This is a genomic window from Corallococcus exercitus (assembly GCF_003611585.1).
Lineage (GTDB): Bacteria > Myxococcota > Myxococcia > Myxococcales > Myxococcaceae > Corallococcus > Corallococcus exercitus.
In genome coordinates this window covers 1-19,316 of the sequence record NZ_RAVW01000084.1, presented here as the reverse complement: position 1 = coordinate 19,316, position 19,316 = coordinate 1, and the positions used below count along the sequence as shown (strand labels likewise).

Below are 19,316 nucleotides of genomic sequence, written 5' to 3'. Positions count from 1 at the left end.
GCTGGCTCGGCATCCGACGAAGTCGGTGGGCCCTCGCGTCCATGTCAGACCCCTCTGGTTGGATGGGCGTGGCTTTGGCGAGGAGGGCGACGGTGATGGTGCGGGCGGGACTCGTGGCGTACGTGGAGGAGCAACTCGAGCGCGCGATTGCGCTGGGAATGCTGCCGAGGGGGCAGTTCGGCTCGGAAGAGAAGCTGGCGCGTGAGTTTGACTGCTGCCGGGGCACCGTGCGGGAGGCGCTGCGGCGGCTGGCGGCGCGAGGCCTGGTGGTACAGCGCTCCGGACGCAAGACGCGCGCGGTGGCACTGGATGAGTCGCTGACGCTGGAGAACCTGGGCCTGGCGCTGCATGACAAGCGCACAGAGGAGTGCCGGCGTCTTTTGGAGGGCTTCTTCAGCCTCAAGCGGCAGGTGCTGGTGGAGCTGCTGGCTGACTGCTGCGCGAGCGCCTCCGAGGCGCAGATGAGCCAACTGGAGGCCATCTGCTTCACACTCTGGGATGCGGCGCGCTGGGCGCCGGGTGCACGCTGCGCGCAGTTGGAATTCGAGTTGCTACGACTGGCGGCCCACGCGGCAGCCCGTCCTGGGCACCTGCTCCTCATTCAGTCACTGCAACGGGCCATGAGGGGCAATGCAGCCCAATTGCAGTTCCTCATGGGTGGCGAGTCGCTGCGACAATGGGCCGTGTGCGCGGAGCGCGCCCTGGGCGAGCGCGACGTGCAGGCGCTGACGCACCAACTGCCGGCGCTGCTGAAGGCGTGCGACGATGGCGTACTGGACGCCTTCGCTCCAGCCCGTCGGGAGCATGCGTCCCCTGAGGAATCCCACGCCCAGCAGAGCGTTCTCGAAGCCCCCGCGTCAGCCACCGCGCAGGACGAGCCGCTAGAGGAGCGTGGCCTCACCGCCCCGGCGGCAGACACCGAGCATGACGACCCATTCGAGGCACGCCCCTGTGCTGAAGCTCGTGGTCTCAAGGCCACTGCGCTGGCCGTCCAGCAGGAGGAAGCACTGGAGGCACGCCCGTGCGTTGAGGAGCGTGGCCTCAATGCCCATACGTCAGCCAACGAGCAGGACGATGCAGCCGGGGCATGCCCCTGCGCGGAGGACGACGCACCCGGCCGCCTTGTGTCGGTCGCTGAGGTCCCCTGTCCTCATGGGCCGGACTGCCTGGTGGAGCCTGACGGCAAGGCACTGCTCTCTTCTGCGGCATGGGGGCTTCTCCCCTGTGAGCCCGGTGGGAAGAGCACAGGGGTGGGCGTGACGGGAGCGGCCTTGGGCAACCCGTCCGACTGTTGGAAAGGTTCGGATGCTTCGAGCTCGGAGGGGGGTTCCAGCACGAGGCTCCACCTGCCGGACTCCGCGGACAAACCCGCGTGACAGCGCGGAAGGAGGGCGGCCCGCCTGGGTTCACCCCACCCTCACCCACTGTCTGACCGGTGCTCTCCGTGTCCCTGCTGCCTTCGCGAGTTCGTCGGCGACCCTTTGTACGCGGGCTCTTGCGTCATCGATTGGCGCCGCGCCGTCTCCTTCAGCGCAGCCGCTGCCCAAAGGCCCGCAGGCGGTCTCGGGCCTTCAACAGCTTCTCGCGGGGAATGGAGAACACCGCGCGCACGCGCTCCGGGTCGCCGCACCACGCGCCGCCATTGAGCACCACGTGGGTGTGCTCGTAGACGACGCGCGGCAGGTTCTCCGGCGTGAGCTTCACGCCATCCACCATGCGCCCCAGCCACGCCGTCATCGGCGGCGCGAGGAACAGGCCGCCCGCCTCGGTGGCCTCCGCGCGGCCGTCGTCGGGCAGCGCCTCCGCCAGGAGCGCGCGCTTCTCCGCGAGGTCGCGCCGCATCCGCGCCAGGTAGCTCCTCAGCGCCTTGTGCCGCCCGGCGTAGAGTAGCTGTCCATCCGGCCCCCGTGCATGGGCCGCGTACAGGTACGCCGCCGCGCGCGCCGTGGGCGTGTGCAGCACGCCTGGGGCACTGTCCCGCAACGCCGTCACCAGCGCCCGGTCCTTCGTGGCCACCCAGCCCACGCGCAGGCCGCCGGCCGCGAACTCCTTGGACAGCCCACCTAGCAGCACCGTCCGCGCGCCGATGCCCGGCACCGCGCCCTCCAGCGTCACCGGGCTGTGCACCGTCTCCGCCGTGGGGTTGGTGAGGTTCACCAGGCCGAAGATTTCATCCGATACCCAGAGGCAGCGCTGCTCCACCACGAACGTCGCCAGCGCCATCAACTCCTCGTGCGACAGGTAGTGGCCCGTGGGGTTCGCCGGCTGGGACAGCACCACCGCGTCTGGCGTCCCGCCCCGCGTGCGGCGCGCCAGCAGCGTGCCCAGCGGTCCGGACTCCACCTCGCATCCCGCCGCGAGGAACGTGGGCGCGAGCACGCCGTAACAAGGCGTCACCAGGAACACGCGCGGCGCCCGGCCCAGTCGCTGGCGCAGCGCCACCCCCAGGTGGTGCATGAGCGGCCAGACTCCCGGGGCCACGACGACGTCCTCGGGGGCGTAGCGGGCCCCTCGCGTCTCCAGCAGGAAGGCCGCCACGGCCTCCGCCAGCCCCGTCTGCGCTCCTTCCGCGCGCGGCGCGACGCCCGCCGCGATGAGCCCCTCCACCAGCGGCAGCGGCAGCGGGCCCTCGTTCTCGCCATAGTCCAGGCGCACGAGCTCCGGGTCGTCCTCGCGGAAGAACTTCGGCGCGAACGCGGGCAGCTCCGCCAGCCGCTGGATGCGCCGTGAGCGGGGCAACGGCACCTCCGGCGCCCGGTGCGGCGAGGGCGGCTCCGGCTCCGTGAAAGCCATGCGGAAGGCGAGCAGCTCGGAGAAGGTGCGCTCGTAGAACCACTCCGCCAGGACGCTGATGCGCGAGTACGTCACCTCCGCCGCCACCTCCAGGTCCGCGCGCAGCGGCTCTGGCACGGGGAGCAGCAGCGTCAGCTCCAGGTCCGGCCACACCGCGTTCTTGATGAGGCCATACAGGATGACCAGGTTGGGCGCGTGCTGCGTGCGCGCGAGGAACTCGAAGAGGGTGCGCGGCTCCACCTCGCCGGTGATGTTGAAGAAGGCGCTCTCGTCCAGCACCACCCAGATGCCCCGCCGCGCGGCCTCCGCCACGATGTCGCGCAGCACCGCCAGGTTGGTGCGCTCGCCGGGCTCCACCGTCAGGAGCACGGCCTTCACGTCGAAGGCGGTGAGCAGCCGGCGGATCTCCCCCAGCGTGTTGTGCGTCACGGTGGCGCGCACGCCCGCCTTGTCCAGCGCGCGGGCGTAGAGCGGGTGCAGGCTGCGCGACACCAGCACCGTGTCCCCAGGGTCGCAGGTGGCTAGCAGCAGCGAATAGACGGCCTGCTCCCGCTCCGGCGCGACGAACAGCGAGTCCTCCGACAGCCTCAAGCCGAAGTGGCGGTCCAGGTAGCGGGCCACCAGCCTGCGAAAGGACGCGTCACCGGCCTCGTGCGCGTAGGGCAGGAAGGGCGCCTGGGATAGCCGCTCCGCGAGCGCCGTGACGAAGCCCAGCTGCTCCGCGGACGCCGCCCCCAGGTCCAGCTCCTCCTGGAGCGGCGCGATGCCCAGGGCGCGCAGCGCGGCGCGCAGGGCCAGCGTCTCCCGGGGCAGCGACAGGTGGGCCTCCCACACCGCCACCTCGTGCCAGATGGGATGGCCCGCCTGAAGCCAGCCCAGCGCCGTGGCCGCGCGCAGGGGCTCCGGGCTGTGGGCCTCCATGAAGAACTCGAACTCGCGCCCGGTGCGCTGCTCCAGGGACACCAGGGGCCGGATGTCCGTGTCCGCCGCCTGCATCACCCGCCGCGCCACGCGCACGCGGGTGGTGAAGCCGCGCCGGGTGAACATGCGCGCGATGATGGCCCGCCCCGGACGGCCCGCCAGATTCAGGAGCATCCGCCCTCCGGGCAGGAGCCGCTCCGGCGCCTCATTGAGCAGCCGCGCGATGAGCCCCAGGCCGAAGTGGTCCTCGTAGACGTTCTGCAGCGAGGTGTAGTTGGACAGGTCCAGCAACGCCTGCTCATCCGCCTGCGCCAGCTCCGCGGGCAGCTCGTCGCCTCTCAGCACCTGGGGGATGCACCCGACGATGAAGTCCCACTCCGGCTTCTGTGGCAGGCCGAGCAGCAGGTCGCTCTCCCCAAAGGACAGCCGCGACACCAGCTGCTCGTCGCCGTTGAGCCATGCGTTGCACAACCCCACCGCCGGGGCCTGCGGGTTCAGGTCCAGCCCCCGGATGCGCGCGAGCCCCGTGAACTTCGCCAGCGCGATGCAGATCCACCCGGACCCGGAGCCCACCTCCACCAGCTGCTTGCCGGCGTACTCGTCCAGCGGGACCTTCAAGAGCCCCTCCAGGAACGTGAACGCCCACGCCTCGGGCGCGAAGATGGACGACGGAATCAGCAGCTCCAGCCGCTCCTGGGACGCGCCCACCGCCACCACCACGGACGCCAGCCGCAGCGGCGCGCCCTCCGGCTGATCGCGCGACAGCTCCGCCAGCTCGCGCAGCTCCGCCAGCGCCCGCGGGCGCTCCTCCGGCCGGGCCAGCGCCTCGGAAAGCGTACGCAACTGGACAAAGGCTTCACGGGGAGACGCGGGATAGGTGGCCATGGCGCGCCCGACTGTCCGGGCCCGCCCCTCCCCTGTCAACGACAGCCTTTCGCGAAAGCCTGACGCATCGCAGTATCGATTTACAGATTGTCATTCCAAGTTTACATGGGAAATCTTGAGTCAAACGCCATTATGCAGCGTGCTCACCGGGCGGCCCCTCTCGTCCGGTGAGGACGCCCCATGAAAAGACAGCCGCAACTGGCCTTGCTCGCGGTGTTCGCCGTCATCCTGTTACACGCGCAGCCGGCTCGGGCGCAGATCGCCGCCGCGCACGTGTATCACAATCACATGCCCAACTTCTGGGCGTACTACGACCTGACCCAATACAACGCGACACCGGTGGGCGGCCCCATCCGCTACGCGTATGACGGGCAGGTCATCCAGATAAAGCAGTCACCGCCGGCCAACTACACCTATTTCCTGCCGTCGGGCGCGCCCATGCCGCACGACGACCTGGTGACGTACTACTCGCACCACGCGAAGGTGGGCGCGTATCAGTTCTGGCCGCCGGACGTCGCCGCGGACATGAAGGCCAATGCCTCCACGGGACAGGTTCACGTCACCATGTCCGGCGCGGTGGTGAACAACGTCAACGACCTGGTCACCCGCCACAACGTGTCCGGCTACGACAACGCCAACTGGGGCGCGACCTGGAGGGATCGCTACACCACCCTGCGCACGCCCGCGGGCAACCGCTCGCTGGACCTCATCCACTTCACGGGCCACCACTCCATGGGCCCGCTGGTGGGGCCGGACTACTTCCTCAAGGACCTCATCTACCAGAGCGCCACGCTGTCCCAGTCGTACTTCCTGGGCAGCGGCTTCACGTCCTCCAAGGGCTTCTTCCCCACGGAGCTGGGCTTCAGCGAGCGGCTCATCCCCACGCTGGCGAAGCTGGGCGTGAAGTGGGCCGTCATTGGCGACAACCACTTCTCCCGCACGCTGAAGGACTACCCGTTCCTCGACGACCCGGGCTCCGACACGCTGGTGTCGCCGCCCAACCGCGCGGACCTCCAGAACACCAGCACCGTGGGCGCCTGGGTGAGCGAGTCCATGGCGCACGAGCAGCAGGTCATCCGCAACAAGTACCCCTTCGCCTCCACGCCGCACTGGGTGCGCTCCGTGGACCCGGCCACGGGCGCCGAGTCGCGCGTCGTGGGCATCCCCGTCAACCAGAACGGCTCCTGGCTGGAGGGTTGGGAGGGCCAGGCCACGGTGGACGTGGTGGGCCTGCGCACCTTCGAGGGGCTGACGCCCCAGAAGCAGTTCTTCGTGCTCGCGCATGACGGCGACAACTCCGGGGGGCGCGCGGGGTCGCTCGACACGTGGCTCAACGGCCGCGCCGTCACCTGCACCGGCGGCGTGCAGTGCCTGGGCATCGACGAGTACCTGGTCAACAACACGCCCGTCTCCACGGACGTGGTGCACGTGCAGGACGGCTCGTGGGTGGACACGCGCGATTCTTCATCCGACCCGCAGTGGCACCACTGGCGGCTGCCCTTCGGCATCTGGAAGGGGCAGTTCCCGGCGTTCAACTCCGCCACCGGCCTCAACCTGGCGCCCAAGACGAACCTGAGCGGCGTGCAGGAAGGGATGACGGTGTCGCTGGAGCACGGCTGGCACTACCTGGAGCGCAACTTCGCGCTGCTCCAGGCCGCGCTCAACTACGCGAAGACATCCGAACAGCTCTGGCTGGACGCGCACCCCAACCACTGGAAGCCCACGACGGCGCTGGATTCGCAGATCACGCACACGGGCAACCAGCTCAACCCGTGGATGCTGTCCTTCCCGGTGAAGGGCGACGCCGCGAATGACTGGGCGGGCGGCGCGAACCCCGCGGAGCTGGCCTGGTACTTCCTCCTGCCGGCCATGGACTCCGGCTTCGGCTACTACGACGAGAACGTGGACGACAACGTGAAGCCCACGCTGTCCTTCAACCAGTCGCTCTACTTCTCCAAGCCGTACGTGCAGGACCGGCTGGCACAGGACCGCACGGGCCCGTCCGTCTGGTGGCCGCAGCGCTGGCCGTACAACCCGGGCAGCGCCAACACGGACAAGTCCGAAGGATGGACGCTGCACCACTTCGACAACACCTTCGCGCTGTATACCTACGCGTTCGACGTCAGCGGCATCACCAGCATCAAGGCGCGGGTGCGCGTGCACACCGCGAAGAGCATCGACCCGCTGGACAACACGCCTCGCGTCTATGACCCGGCGGCGCTGAAGGCGGCGGGCGTGCCCAACATCGACCCGGCGCGCGTGGGCGCCTGGGTGGATTACCCGCTCCAGCGCCGCGAGCTGCGGCCGGTGATGAACGGCGTGGCCTGGCAGCCGGCCTACCTGCCGGTGATGCAGAAGGTGGCCGCGCAGGAGATTGGTGACCTCTACTACGTCTATCTGAGCGCGTACCGCGACCAGGTGCTCGACTACTACATCGAGGCCACCGACTCGCGCGGCAACGTCACCCGGAGCGAGATCCAGTCCGTCTACGTGGGCGCGGGCAGGTACCGGCTGGAGGGCGGCAAGTACATCGAGGACATCAACGGCACGGTGACGGGCACCTACCCGTTCCTCCGCGTGGACACCACCGCGCCGTCCGTCCCCACGGGGCTCGCGGCGACGCGCACGGACCGCTCCGTGGCGCTCACCTGGACAGCCTCCACGGACACCGTGGGCGTGACGGGCTACCTCGTGTTCCGCAATGGCACACAAGTCGGCATGCCTGCGGCGACGAGCTACACCGACAGCGGGCTCACGGCGGGCACCGCGTACAGCTATGCGGTGAAGGCTCGGGACGCGGCGGGCAACACGTCCGCGGCGAGCAGCGCGCTCTCCGTCACCACCCTGCCCCCGGACACCACGGCGCCGTCGGCGCCCACGGGCGTGAGTGCCTCGGGCGTCACCAGCTCGTCGGTGGTGCTCAGCTGGACGTCCGCCACGGACAACTACGGTGTGAGTGATTACCTCGTGTTCCGCAATGGCACACAGGTGGCGGCGCCCACGGCGGCGACGTACACGGACACGGGGCTGTCCTCGAGCACGGCGTACAGCTACACCGTGAAGGCTCGCGACGCGGCGGGGAACACCTCCGTCGCCAGCGCGGCGCTCTCCGTCACCACCGGCCTGGGGTACACGACGACGGTCTATTACAAGAAGGGCTTCACCACGCCGTACCTCCACTACCGCCCCGCGGGCGGCACGTGGACCACCGCTCCCGGCGTGCTCATGCCAGACGCGGAGGTGGCGGGCTACGCGAAGTACACGGTGAACCTGGGCTCCGTGCAGCAATTGGAGGCGGTCTTCAACAACGGCAGCGGGACGTGGGACAACAACAACGGCAGCAACTACCTGTTCCCCACGGGCACCTCCACCTTCAACGCCGGGGTCATCACGGCGGGCGGCCCGGTGAGCGATACCAGCGCGCCCTCGGTGCCCGCGGGCCTGGCGGCTCCGTCGAAGTCCGCGACAACCGTTTCGCTGAGCTGGACCGCGTCCACCGACAACGTCGGAGTGACGGGCTATCTGGTGTTCCGCAATGGCACACAGGTGGGCACGCCCACGGCGACGGCGTACACGGACAGTGGGCTGTCCTCGAGCACGGCGTACAGCTACACCGTGCGGGCTCGGGATGCGGCGGGCAACACGTCCGCGGCGAGCAGCACGCTCTCCGTCACCACCAGCGCGGGCAACACGGCGACTGTCTATTACAAGAAGGGCTACGCCACGCCGTACATCCACTACCGCCCGGCGGGCGGCACGTGGACGACTTCGCCGGGCGTGGCCATGGCGACGGCGGAGGTCGCGGGCTACGCGAAGTACACGGTGGACCTGGGGTCGGCCACGCAGCTGGAGGCCGTCTTCAACAACGGCAGCGGCACGTGGGACAACAACGGGGGGCTCAACTACTTCTTCCCCGCGGGCACCTCCACGTTCAACGCGGGAAGCATCACCTCGGGAGCGCCGTCACAGGACACCACCGCGCCGTCGGTGCCCACGGGCCTGGCGGCACCGGCGAAGACGGCGACCACCGTGTCGCTGACGTGGACGGCGTCCACTGACGCCAGCGGCATCGCCGGCTATGACGTGTATCGCAATGGTTCGCTGGTGGGCTCGCCCACGACGGCCAGCTACACGGACACGGGGCTCACCGTGGGCACGGCGTACAGCTACACCGTGCGGGCTCGGGACACGGCAGGCAATGCGTCCGCGCAGTCCTCCGCGCTCTCCGTCACCACGTCCACCAGCGGGGCCACGGTGACCTTCAACGTCACCGCGAGCACCGTGATGGGCCAGAGCGTGTACGTGGTGGGCAGCGTCGCCGCGCTGGGGAGCTGGAGCCCCGCGAGCGCCATCCTGCTGTCCGCGGACAACTACCCCACGTGGACCGCGGCCGTCGGGCTGCCGGGCTCCACGGCGATTGAGTACAAGTTCATCAAGAAGGACGCCGCCAACAACGTCACCTGGGAGAGCGGCGTCAACCGCACCCTGACGACGCCGGCCACGGGCACCACGACCGTGAACGACACCTGGCGCTGAGCCGTTGAAGCCACCTCGCGGAGGGCCTGGAGCCCGGGCCCGCCGCGAGGTGTAGTGTCAGGCCATGGAGGGCCCTCGGTGAAGCCACGGATCGCCGTGACGGCGGATGACACGGATTGGCGGATGCCGGTGGGTGGGCCCGGGCTGCTGCTGAGGGTCCCCTCCTGGGGACACTGGCGGCGGCGCCCCCTGCTCCACATCGAGGCCACCCGGCCCTACCTGCTGCGGGTCATGCTCGGCGGACAGCCGCTGTTCTGGATGCGGGTGGATGACTGGTGGAACGGGTGTGCCTGGCTGCGCGGCCCGGCGAAGCTCGCGGATGCGTTCCCTCGCATCCTGGCGGAGGAGGCCCGGCGCCCCGCCGACCCGGGCTCGCCCGGATGGTGGGCCGCCTGGACCCGCTGGTGGACCCACCACTTCGAGACCTCTGAGCCGTCCCTGCTCCACGCGGGCCGCTGGTGCCTGCGGCCCCTCCAGACGGTCCCCGTCCCGCAGGCACAGGGATACGCCACGGTGCCCATGGCCGGGGCGGGCGCGTTCCCCGCGGCTCCATGCGGGCTCGACGCGGCGCTGCGCTTCCTGCCCTTCCGCTCGGAGGACTGGTCCTGGGCGGAAGAGGGCCTGCTTCCAGAGCGGCGTGGCGGAGTGATGCCGCTGCGCGCGCCGTCAGCCCAGGACGACGGACGCGTGAAGGCATGGCGCAAGCACGTCCGTGACGGCACGCTGCCGCCGGTGCTGCTGATGTACTTCGCCCTGGTGGAGCGCTGGCTGGTGGTGGACGGCCACGACCGGCTGCACGCGGCGCTGCTGGAGGGGCGCGAGCCACCACTGCTGGGCCTCTGGTCCTTCACGGAAGAGCCCATCGTGGAGGACCTGTCCACGCTGTTCCGCCAGGAGGGGGCCATGAAGGCGGCGGAGCTACGCCTGCGCGCGAAGCCCGGCGACGTCGACGCGGTCAACCGCGGCCTGCTGCGCGACCACGCGCCAGTGCACCGGCTCGCGGTCACGCGGGCGTTCCCCCTGCGAGGAGGGGCCGCGGCCTGGGCGGCGGAGGCCACCGCCTGGCGGAAGGGGTCGGGCGTGGAGGTGAACCCCGCCGACTGGGCGGGGTTCATCTCCGGCTGAGCCGCGCCAGGACTCAGAGCATGTCGAACAGCAGGCCGAGCAACTGAGGGGTGAGCCTGAACAACCTGACCGGACGAAGCCGCGTCGTCCTGGATGCGCCTACCCCTGTGGCGCAGCGGGCGTCAGCAGCAAGTCCGACAGGCCGGGCTTCGAGCGCCGCAGCAGGTCCTCCAGCGAGTACTTGTCCAACGTGGCGAGGAACGCGTCGCGCGCCTCCGCCAGCACGCCCTTGAGGCCGCACGCGGGCGCGATGGGACAGGTGTTGCGCTCCTTGTCGAAGCACTCCACCAGGTGGAAGTCCGGCTCGGCCGCGCGCACCACCCGGCCCAGCCGGATGTCTCCCGGCGCCCTCGCCAGCAGCACGCCTCCCGCGCGCCCCGGCTTCACCTCCACGTCGCCCTGCTGCGCGAGCGTCTGCACCACGCGCACCAGGTGGTGCTTGGAGATGCCGTACGCGTCCGCCATCTCCTGCGTGGAGGACGGCCGGCCCGGTCGCGCCGCCAGGTACATGAGGACGCGCAGCGAGTAGTCGGCGTGAAGGGTCAGGTGCAAGGTCAGGCGGCTCCGGCGACGGGCCCTGCTCGCGGGGTGCTCGGCAGGAAGGCATCCGCGTGGATGTCCTTCAGTGAGAACCCCGTGAGAAAGAGCTTCTTGCGCAGGGATAGCACCGCTTCGGGATTGCCGCAGAGGAACGCCCGCCAGCCCACCGGCCGTTTGGGAAGGCTGGCCAGGATGCGCGCCTCCAGCGGCCCCTCCTCCACGTCCCCATCGCCTCCGGCCAGCACGAGGGGCCGGTAGTGGAGGTTGGGATGGCGCGCCGCCAGGGCCCGGAGCGCGTCCACGAGGTACAAGCCGCGCGGCTCCAGGGCCCCGTGGAACAGGTGGATGGGCCCGGTGTGCCCCGCCTCCAGCGCGTCCCGCACAATCCCATACAGCGGCGCGAGCCCCGTGCCCGTCCCCGCGAGCAGCAGCGGCGCCTCCGGCTGCCCGGGCACGTAGAAGCAGTCCCCCGCCGGGCCCTGCACGTGCACGCGCTCACCGGGCCGCACGTCCCGCGCGAACCAGCCGCTCATGGCGCCCCCGGGCACGAGCCGCACGTGGAGCTCCAGCCGGTCCTCGCGAGGCAGGCTCGCCAGCGAGTAGCTGCGCGCGAGCCCGTCCTCGCGCACCACCGTGACGTACTGCCCGGCGCGGTAGTCGAACGGCGCCTCCACCTCCAGCCGCACCGCGACGACGTCGCCGCTGAGCGACTCCAGGTCCACGATGCGCGCGGGGACGCGCAGCTCCGAGGCCCCCGCGACCTCCAGCGCCGTGCCCGCCTGCGGCCGGCAGGCGCACGCGAGGAAGTAGCCGCGCGCCTTGAGCGTGTCCTTGAGCCCCACCTGCGCCGCCTCGGGCACCGCGCCCGAGGTCGCTCGCATCAGACAGGACTGGCAGGCCCCCGCCCGGCACGCATGCGGCACGTGCACGCCCTGGCGCAGCAGGCCATCCAGCACCGTCTCTCCGGGCTCCAGCGGGTACCACGCCGACTCATGCCGTACCTTCGCCATGACGTGCCTCCCGTGCCTGCTTCAGCGGTTCAAGACGTCCGCGCGCGCCCCTTCGGCGACCGCCATCACCTGCCCCACCAGCTCCGCGGGCACGCCCAGCTCCTCCAGCGTCTCCTTCAGGTGCCCCACCACCGCGTCGAAGTGCGTCGCGTTCAGCCCGCGCTCCACCAGGTGCTTGTGCCCCGCGCGCATGTCCTTGCCCGAGTAGTTCGACGGCCCCCCGCACACCATCGTCAGGAACGCCTTCTGCTTCGCGGCCTGGCGCTCCATGTCCACGTCCTCGAAGAAGTGGTTGATGCGGTCGTCGCCCAGCACCTTCCGGTAGAAGACCTCCACCGCCGCCGCCATCGCCGGTTCCCCGCCAATCCGCTCGTACACGCTCGACATGACTTCGCTCCTCTTCCGGGCCCAGGCCCTTAAAGATGCATTCTAAATGCATCTTTAAGGGGTCGGACGTCAAACACCCCCTATCGGGCTGGCTTCACGTCCTTGTTCGTTCGCCTGATGCCCGCGGTCCTGCCGGCGTCCGCCCTCCCGGGCCCCTGCCGCGAGCAGGCGCTGGGGGCTTCAGACGGGCAGCAGGCCCCGCGCCCGGCGCACCACGCGCTCCATGCCGCTCTTCACGTGGTCCAGCGGCAGGAAGCGGTTCACCGGCACGGGCTGGTAGCCCAGCGGCCCCAGGCGCGTGCGCAACGCATGGTTGGCGCGCAACGCGCGCAGGTGCCGGGCCGTCTCGCGGGTGTTGAAGATGATGGACAGCGACACGGAGACGTCATCGGCGCCGTTCTTCACGTAGTGCGGCGCCACGAAGGGGATGTGCAGCGCGTCCCCAGGGCCGAACGCGTAGCGCGTCGCCGTCCGGTCAAACGTCTCCCGGTAGCTCACCTTGGAGCCGGAGCGCGCGACGAAGGCCTCCAAGTCCTGTGCAGGGACCACCTGTTCGTCCCACGCCTTGGAGATGTGCACCTCCTTGCTGCCCCGGAACTGCATCAACAGCGTGGAGTAGCGGTCCAGGTGGAAGGGCGTGACGCTGCCGGGGGACGCGATGAAGAGGTAGAGCATCGGATCCACGGCGTGCGTCCCCACGCCCTGCGCGCGCATCAGGTCCTCCACCTCCGACAGGAGCGCGCGGTACAGCTCGTGGAAGCTGGGGTCCTGCTCCGGCGCGCGGAGCATGATGTACGAGTTGCTCGTCATCATGTTCTCCACGGTGTCCTTCAGCGACAGGCCGGTGCGGTAGTCCACGTGCGCGCGGTCGAAGTCCGCGTCCTTGGGCAACAGGCCCGAGCTGAAGAACACGTTGTCGGAAGGCAGCCGCTGCACCACGCCCGCCAGGTTCTCCAGCTCCAGCGCGGGGTGCCCCAGCAGCGTGTGGCGACACCGGAAGGACTCACGGTCGAACTGCAGCGGCGACCCGACGGACTCAAAGATGCGCTTCACGGAAGTGAGCTCCTTGCCGCTCTCAGCGACAGGTGTTCACCCGATGCCACCAGAGCGCGACCCCAGGTTCAAATTGGGGCATTTTGCCCCATGGCTTCATGGGACGTTCTGCCCGCGCTCCCGTGACGCCAGGCCGCCCGCCTGCCCTGCCGCCGCCCTTGGGGGAGGGACGGGCGCGCCCGGGAATCATGCCCATGTTTTCCCCATCACCTCGCTGGGAGGAAAAGACATGGCGCTGGAGGCAATCCTGTTGTGGGCGGTGATCGGCCTCATCGCTGGGTGGCTCGCGTCCGCGGTGGTTGGTGGCGGCTACGGCCTCATTGGAGACATCGTCGTGGGCGTGGTGGGCGCGTTCCTGGGAGGTTTCATCCTTCGGGCGCTCGGCACGGGGGCTCCGTTCGGCGGCCTCGCGGGCACCATCTTCGTGGCGTTCATCGGAGCGGTGGTCTTGCTGTTGATCCTCCGGCTCATCCATTCGAGCACGGTCCGAAGGGTCTGACCCGAAGCACCCGAAGCCGCGGTGACTTCTCGCGCGGGCGCGCATGCGTTCCGCGCGAGAGGTGTTTTTGGGGCCTGATGACAGCGGACACCAGGGCCTGACGGCAGTCATCAGGCCCGCGGCCTTCGGGCCCCGCCGCTTCGTCCGGCCCGTGAGCAATTCCGGGAGTTTGTCTCTTCGAGCAGCGCGTGGGGCGCGTGGCATGCGCCGTGCTCTTGCCCCCCACATCGCTGAACCGGCCGGCGCCGCACGCTGGCCCATCCAATCTCGAGGAACACCGCCATGGCGCTCTCCCCCCTGTCGAAGTCGTCCGTTGCCAGCTCCTCCTTCTCGCCCCGCACGTCCGCCCCGGAGCTCTCCAGCCCGATGATGCGCCCCGCGCCGGTGACGGCGGACGCGGCGAAGGCCAAGGGCGGCGCGGGTTCGCTCCAGGGGCTGTTCCAGGCGGACGGGTTCGACGGCCCGGTGGGCGTGGGCAAGCAGGGCGGCGTGCAGGGCAATCCGCTGGAGCAGCTGAGTGAGATCGCCAAGATGCTGAAGCAGCTGGTGCAGATGCTCGGCGCGCAGGGCGGTGCCGGTGCGCAGCAGGGCGGAGTCCCGGGCGTCGAGGGCGCGAGCAAGGCCAGCGTGGCGCAGGACGGCGTGCCGGACCTGGGCGGTGAGTCCTTCGACGGCGGCGTGCCGGACCTGGGCGGCGAGGGAGTGGACTCCGGTGTGGCGCCTCCCGCGCAGGCTGCCTCCGCCGCGCAGGGCGCCCCGGCCGCGGCGGCCCCCCAGCAGCAGGCCCCCGTCTCCGAGTCCAAGGCCGTGGGCGCCCCGGGCGCGTCGAAGGGCAAGAACACCATCACCCTCAACAACGACGGCGACAAGCCGATGACGGTGAACTTCACCCCCAACGCGGGCGAGAAGGCCATCGACTCCGTCACGCTCAAGCCCGGTGAGAGCAAGACGGTGCAGTTCCCGGACAACTGGTCCGGCAACTTCCGCAGCGATAACGGCGACGGCAAGAACGCGACGCTCGGTGAAGTGAAGTTCGACGGCGGGTTCGGCCAGACGTACTACGACGTCAGCTACATCGAGGGCCACAACGCCGCCATGACGATGCAGGCGGAGGGCGGCGGCCGCCTGTCCGGCACCATGGAGAACCTGCTCGACTCCGCGCCTGACTCCGTGAAGGCCAAGGGAGCGGACGGCTCGGCGTACGGCATCAAGAAGAGCACCACGTCCAACGTGCAGGATCCGGAGGTGGTAGACTTCTTCCGCAAGCACGTCGGCGCGGATCAGGGCTACGTCATCCCCACGGATGACGCGAGCACGCTGGGCAGCAACAACAGCAACCTCGTCGTCCACATGAAGAACCTGGCCTGATTCCCCCCTCGCGAGGCCCCCGTCCATGAGTGTCCGCCTTCCGTCTGGCCTCCCCCGTCCGGGCCTTCCCCTTCAGGGCCCCGCGCAGGAGAAGGGTGAGAAGGCGCAGCAGCCCGGGGAAGCGAAGACGCCGGGCAAGGCCACCGGGAAGGGCGTCCCCGCCAAGGGTGGCCTCGCCGTCAAGGGTGGCGCCGCGAAGGGCACGTCCGCCAAGGGCGGCGCGGAGCAGTCGGGTCCCCAGGACGGCATGGACTCCGCCCGCTCGGGCGAGACGGAGCGCAACGAAGGCGGCGGCGCCCGGGCCGCGCAGCAGCAGGACGGGATGGCGCCCAGCACGTCGCGCGGCGCCACCGGCCTGGGCAACCTGGAGCAGCCCCCTGCCCCCGCCCAGACGCTCCAGGCACCTCCCCAGCCTCCACCGGTCGTCCCGCAGGTGGAGGTGCCCCTCGCGCGCCAGCCCGCCACCTCCGAGTCCGCCAACGAGCGCACCGCCTCCGACGGCCGGTCGCAGGACGCCGCGCGACAGGCGGTGGAGGGGCGCGCGAAGCTGCGCGTCGCCATCCTCAACCGGCTCCACCGGGGACTCACGGAGGTGGAGAAGAAGCTGAGCGCCTTCCTCGCCAACCCCGGCCGCCAGGGCGTCGTCACCCTGCCCGTGGTCCTGAGCGAGAGCTCCGTCACCCACGAGTGGTGGAAGTCCGCGAACGCCGTCCCCGAGGACCGGGCCTACCTGGCCCAGGCCCTGGGCGAGCCCGGCTCCGTGGATGACGCCACGCTGCTGGGCACGCTGCGCGAGGAGGTGCGCCAGGCCTTCGCGGAGTTCCCCCGCACGCCCGCGGGCATCGAGGCCCGCAAGGCGTACGACGCCGTCCTCCAGAAGTACGAGGCCGCCCGCATCCAGCCCGTCATCTCCGGCCACGACACCGGTCCGCTGGTGGAGGAGTGCGCGCGGCTGGGCCTGGTGTACGGGAAGGACTTCACCCGCTCCCTGCTCCTGTCCCCGTGGATGCTGGCCATCAGCCAGAGCCCGGATGAAGGCTCCAAGACGCAGGTGATGGTGGCGGGCCTCACGCTGCCCCAGCTGGGCGCGCTGGTGGGCCACCTGCGCCAGTTGAACCCCCTGCTCAGCAACGCGCAGCTGCGCACGCTGCTCTTGCGCGCCTCCACGGACATGAAGCTCGCGCTGCGCAAGGTGCTGGGCCAGCAGGAGGTGGAGCAGGTGCAGGCCCTGGCGCGCCAGCTGCTCCGGCTCCAGGCCGTGCAGCGCCTCACCGTCTGAAAGCCCCGCGCGTCAGGCGCGGAAGACGGTGGGCCGCAGCGCCAGCTCCACCGTCGAGTCCAATGACACGGACGCGAGCAGCGACTCCGCCACGGCGCGCGTCGCGTCCAGCCGGTGCGCGAGCTGCGTGTACGTGAAGGTGAAGGCCACCTGCTCCTTCAGCACGTAGAACTGGAGCTGCGCGAGCGCCAGCCCCTGCATGTGGAAGGTGTACTCGCGCAGCACGCCGGTGTTGGCGCCGAAGGTGGCCCTGCGCTCCGACCGCTGACGGAAGGCCTCCGCCCCGCGCACGCCCTCCAGCATGCGCGCGGCGAACTGCTCCAGCGTCTCACCGGGGACCGCGGGCTCCAGCGACACGACGAGGTTCGCGCGGAAGCCGTCCTCCTCCGGCCCCACCGCCACGACCTGGCTGGCGTCGAACCAGCCGTCGGGCAGCGAGACGCGCAGGGGACCGTGGCGGATGGACTTCGGAGCCGAGGGGGCCATGAAAGCCGGAAGGACTTAAGAGGATTCGCGGCCGAAGTTGGACATGGCGCGGGAGCCGACACCGTCGGTGTTGCCGAGCGCGACGGCCTTCACCCCGCCCTCCGCCGCGGCCTGGGCCTCGGAGGTGCCCTGGGCGCTCTCGACGAGCATCATCCCGCCGCCCTGGTGCTTGTTCCAGCTGATCTCCATGGAGTCCGCCAGCCGCTGCGCGTCCGCGGGAATCTTCGTGCCGGTGCTGGGGTCCTTGAGCAGGTAGCGGCCCTGGTCGTCCTTGCCCTCCACGGAGACCCAGTGCGCCAGGCCCGTCTCGCCCGGCTTCGTCGTGGGGTCCACGAGGCAGGAGTCCACCATCACCGCGGCCTTGCCGCCGCGGGCCAGGGTCTCGTCCAGGGCCTTCGTGTCCAGCTTGGACGACGTCTGCGTCACCTTCACGCCCTGGTTGGCCAGCATGTTGGACAGCTCGTGCGGCGAGGTGCCCTGGCCCTGCGTGAAGCGCGACTCCAGCGCGTCCATCTTCTGCGCGTCCGAGCCGGGCTGCGTCTTGCTGGTGCCCAGGTCGTTGCCCAGCATCACCGCCACGGCGGCGCCGCAGTTGTTCTGCTTCGTCTGCTTGAGCACGGCGGGGTCCGTGCCCACCTCGTCCCAGCCGCCCAGCTCCGGGGCCTGGGGCGCGGCCTCGAGCGTCGCCGGGACGCCCAGCTCCTGCGCGGACGCGCCCGCGTTCACCTGGAAGCGGTTCGCCCACTCCGGGTTGGCGGCCAGCGCCGCGGCGAAGGCGTCCGTGGCCTGCTCCGTCTGGACCGGGGTGGGCGCCCCTTCCACCTGCGAGACGACCTTCGCTTCCGGCAACCCGACCTGCTGCGCGGTCTGCTGCGGCGGGGCGGACGGCTTCAGCTCCGCCAGTTGCTGGAAGGTACGCAGGAGGTTGGAAGAGAGGTTCACGCTCACGGTGGGGGCTCCGGAGGGGGATGGGGGATGCCATCCTACCTGGGATGCCGCCCCGTGTTAAGGGTCCCCGGACGGATCCAACCCGTGCTTGCGCAGGAGTTTCCGAAGGTAGACACGGTCGATGTCCGCCTCCCGGGAGGCCCGGGAGATGTTGCCCTCGCAGCGCTCGATGAGGTTCTTGAGGTAGTCGCGCTCGAAAACCTCGATGAGGTGCTCCTTGGCCTCCTTGAAGGGCAGGTCCAGGTCCGGGCCCTTGCGGCCGTCCACGCCCGAGGACGCCTCCAGGTCCGGCAGGGCCTCCTCGCCCAGGTTGACCACCTGCTCCACCACGTTGCGCAGCTCGCGCACGTTGCCGGGCCAGGGGTACTGCATGAGCAGGGCGCGCGTCTGGTCCGACAGCGCGCCGGGCGGCCGGCCCATCTGCTTGAGCATGTGGTCGATGAGGAACGGGATGTCCTCCGGGCGCTCGCGCAGCGCGGGCAGCGTGACGCGCAGCACGGCGAGCCGGTGGAAGAGGTCGCGGCGGAACTTCCCCTGGTTGACGGCCTGCTCCAGGTTCACGTGCGAGGCGGCCACCACGCGCACGTTCACCGTGAAGTAGTCGTTGCCGCCCACGCGCTTGACCTGCCGGCGCTCCAGCACGCGCAGCAGGCGCGGCTGCAGCTCCAGGGGCAGTTCGCCAATCTCGTCCAGGAAGACGGTGCCGTTCTGCGCGCGCTCGAAGGCGCCCGCGCGGTCGGCCTGGGCGCCGGTGAAGGAGCCCTTCACGTGGCCGAAGAGCTCGGACTCGATGAGGGTGGAGGGCACGCCCGCCAGGTCCACGATGACGAAGGGGCCCTTGGCGCGCGGGCTCTGCTGGTGGATGGCCTCCGCGCACAGGTCCTTGCCGGTGCCCGTCTCACCGTGGATGAGCACGTCCGCGCCGCCGGGCGCCAGGCGCTCCAGCACGGTGAAGGCCTCGCGCATCTTGCGGCTGTGGCCCACGAGCGCGCCGAAGCTCTCGCGCGAGGACAGCGGCAGGGAGCGCTCGCGCGTGTCCTCCGGCACCAGCTTCAATTCGGTGGTGCCCAGGGTGATGACGCTGCCGGGGCGCAGCTCCATGGCGGTGAAGCGCAGGCCCTCCACGAACGAGCCGTTGTGCGAGCCCAGGTCCGTGGCGACGACGTGCTCGTCGTGCACCTCCAGCTTCAGGTGCTGGCGGGAGACGGCCTTGTCGGAGAGGACGATGTCACACGTGGGGGCCTTGCCCACCACGTACGTCCCCTGCTTGAGCGGGTGGGCCTTGCCGGCCTCCGCCCCGGAAAGCACCCGGAGCACCATCCGCACCTGTCCGGCACGGCCCCGGTTCAGGGTGGCCGTGGCATCCAGGAGCGCCTCGTCGTCATCTGGCGGCAGCGACACGGCGCGGGACGGTAGCACGCCCCGCCACAGCCGCCAGCAGCCGCGAGTGCCGTCCTACCGGCGCCGGGCCCGGGGAGGCTTGCGG

Annotated in this window: 14 protein-coding genes; 6 read left to right on the top strand and 8 right to left on the bottom strand. The window is 70.4% G+C overall.

Annotated elements, in window-relative coordinates; translation table 11 throughout:
- The first annotated feature begins 95 nt into the window (after positions 1-95).
- Positions 96-1,376, top strand: a complete 1,281-nt coding sequence (locus D7W79_RS13165) for a FadR/GntR family transcriptional regulator (RefSeq protein ID WP_120525721.1) — start codon at positions 96-98, stop codon at positions 1,374-1,376.
- Positions 1,377-1,527: 151 nt separating this feature from the next.
- Here the strand turns inward: D7W79_RS13165 and D7W79_RS13160 are convergent, their stop codons facing one another.
- Positions 1,528-4,599 (bottom strand): aminotransferase class I/II-fold pyridoxal phosphate-dependent enzyme, encoded by a 3,072-nt coding sequence (locus D7W79_RS13160; RefSeq protein WP_120525720.1) that lies wholly within the window; start codon positions 4,597-4,599, stop codon positions 1,528-1,530.
- Positions 4,600-4,779: 180 nt separating this feature from the next.
- Between D7W79_RS13160 and D7W79_RS13155 the strand changes: the two genes are divergently transcribed.
- Positions 4,780-9,135 (top strand): carbohydrate binding domain-containing protein, encoded by a 4,356-nt coding sequence (locus tag D7W79_RS13155; RefSeq protein ID WP_120525719.1) that lies wholly within the window; start codon positions 4,780-4,782, stop codon positions 9,133-9,135.
- Between the two features lie 78 nt (positions 9,136-9,213).
- Positions 9,214-10,260 carry a hypothetical protein gene (locus D7W79_RS13150; RefSeq protein ID WP_120525718.1) on the top strand — a complete coding sequence of 349 codons (1,047 nt, stop codon included), beginning with the start codon at positions 9,214-9,216 and terminating at the stop codon, positions 10,258-10,260.
- A 99-nt stretch (positions 10,261-10,359) separates the two neighbouring features.
- On the opposite strand, the gene D7W79_RS13145 is transcribed toward D7W79_RS13150, so the two are convergent.
- The 4 genes from D7W79_RS13145 to D7W79_RS13130 form a co-directional block, all read right to left on the bottom strand.
- Positions 10,360-10,812: an RrF2 family transcriptional regulator gene (locus D7W79_RS13145; protein ID WP_120525717.1), complete on the bottom strand. Its 453-nt coding sequence runs from the start codon at positions 10,810-10,812 to the stop codon at positions 10,360-10,362.
- 2 nt (positions 10,813-10,814) lie between these two features.
- Entirely contained in the window at positions 10,815-11,810 is a 996-nt protein-coding gene (locus D7W79_RS13140; protein WP_120525716.1) for a 2Fe-2S iron-sulfur cluster-binding protein, read from the bottom strand.
- A gap of 21 nt (positions 11,811-11,831) precedes the next feature.
- Complete coding sequence (locus tag D7W79_RS13135; protein ID WP_120525715.1) at positions 11,832-12,197, bottom strand: group I truncated hemoglobin; 366 nt, start codon at positions 12,195-12,197, stop codon at positions 11,832-11,834.
- A 180-nt stretch (positions 12,198-12,377) separates the two neighbouring features.
- Positions 12,378-13,250: a JmjC domain-containing protein gene (locus D7W79_RS13130; protein WP_120525714.1), complete on the bottom strand. Its 873-nt coding sequence runs from the start codon at positions 13,248-13,250 to the stop codon at positions 12,378-12,380.
- Between the two features lie 229 nt (positions 13,251-13,479).
- On the opposite strand from D7W79_RS13130, the gene D7W79_RS13125 reads away from it, so the two are divergent.
- The 3 genes from D7W79_RS13125 (at position 13,480) to D7W79_RS13115 (ending at position 16,396) form a co-directional block, all read left to right on the top strand.
- Positions 13,480-13,749 carry a GlsB/YeaQ/YmgE family stress response membrane protein gene (locus D7W79_RS13125; protein WP_120525713.1) on the top strand — a complete coding sequence of 90 codons (270 nt, stop codon included), beginning with the start codon at positions 13,480-13,482 and terminating at the stop codon, positions 13,747-13,749.
- 282 nt (positions 13,750-14,031) lie between these two features.
- The gene (locus D7W79_RS13120) at positions 14,032-15,117 is read left to right on the top strand and encodes a glycoside hydrolase 64/thaumatin family protein (RefSeq protein ID WP_167497694.1); all 1,086 of its coding nucleotides are present in this window, start codon (positions 14,032-14,034) and stop codon (positions 15,115-15,117) included.
- A gap of 25 nt (positions 15,118-15,142) precedes the next feature.
- Positions 15,143-16,396 (top strand): hypothetical protein, encoded by a 1,254-nt coding sequence (locus D7W79_RS13115; RefSeq protein WP_120525712.1) that lies wholly within the window; start codon positions 15,143-15,145, stop codon positions 16,394-16,396.
- A 12-nt stretch (positions 16,397-16,408) separates the two neighbouring features.
- Here the strand turns inward: D7W79_RS13115 and D7W79_RS13110 are convergent, their stop codons facing one another.
- Genes D7W79_RS13110 through D7W79_RS13100 form a run of 3 tightly spaced genes read right to left on the bottom strand, consistent with a single transcriptional unit; the run spans position 16,409 to position 19,231 of the window.
- Positions 16,409-16,882: a DcrB-related protein gene (locus tag D7W79_RS13110; RefSeq protein WP_120525711.1), complete on the bottom strand. Its 474-nt coding sequence runs from the start codon at positions 16,880-16,882 to the stop codon at positions 16,409-16,411.
- A gap of 15 nt (positions 16,883-16,897) precedes the next feature.
- Entirely contained in the window at positions 16,898-17,830 is a 933-nt protein-coding gene (locus tag D7W79_RS13105; RefSeq protein WP_120525710.1) for a cysteine peptidase family C39 domain-containing protein, read from the bottom strand.
- Positions 17,831-17,887: 57 nt separating this feature from the next.
- Positions 17,888-19,231 (bottom strand): sigma 54-interacting transcriptional regulator, encoded by a 1,344-nt coding sequence (locus D7W79_RS13100; RefSeq protein ID WP_244221746.1) that lies wholly within the window; start codon positions 19,229-19,231, stop codon positions 17,888-17,890.
- Positions 19,232-19,316 lie beyond the last annotated feature (85 nt).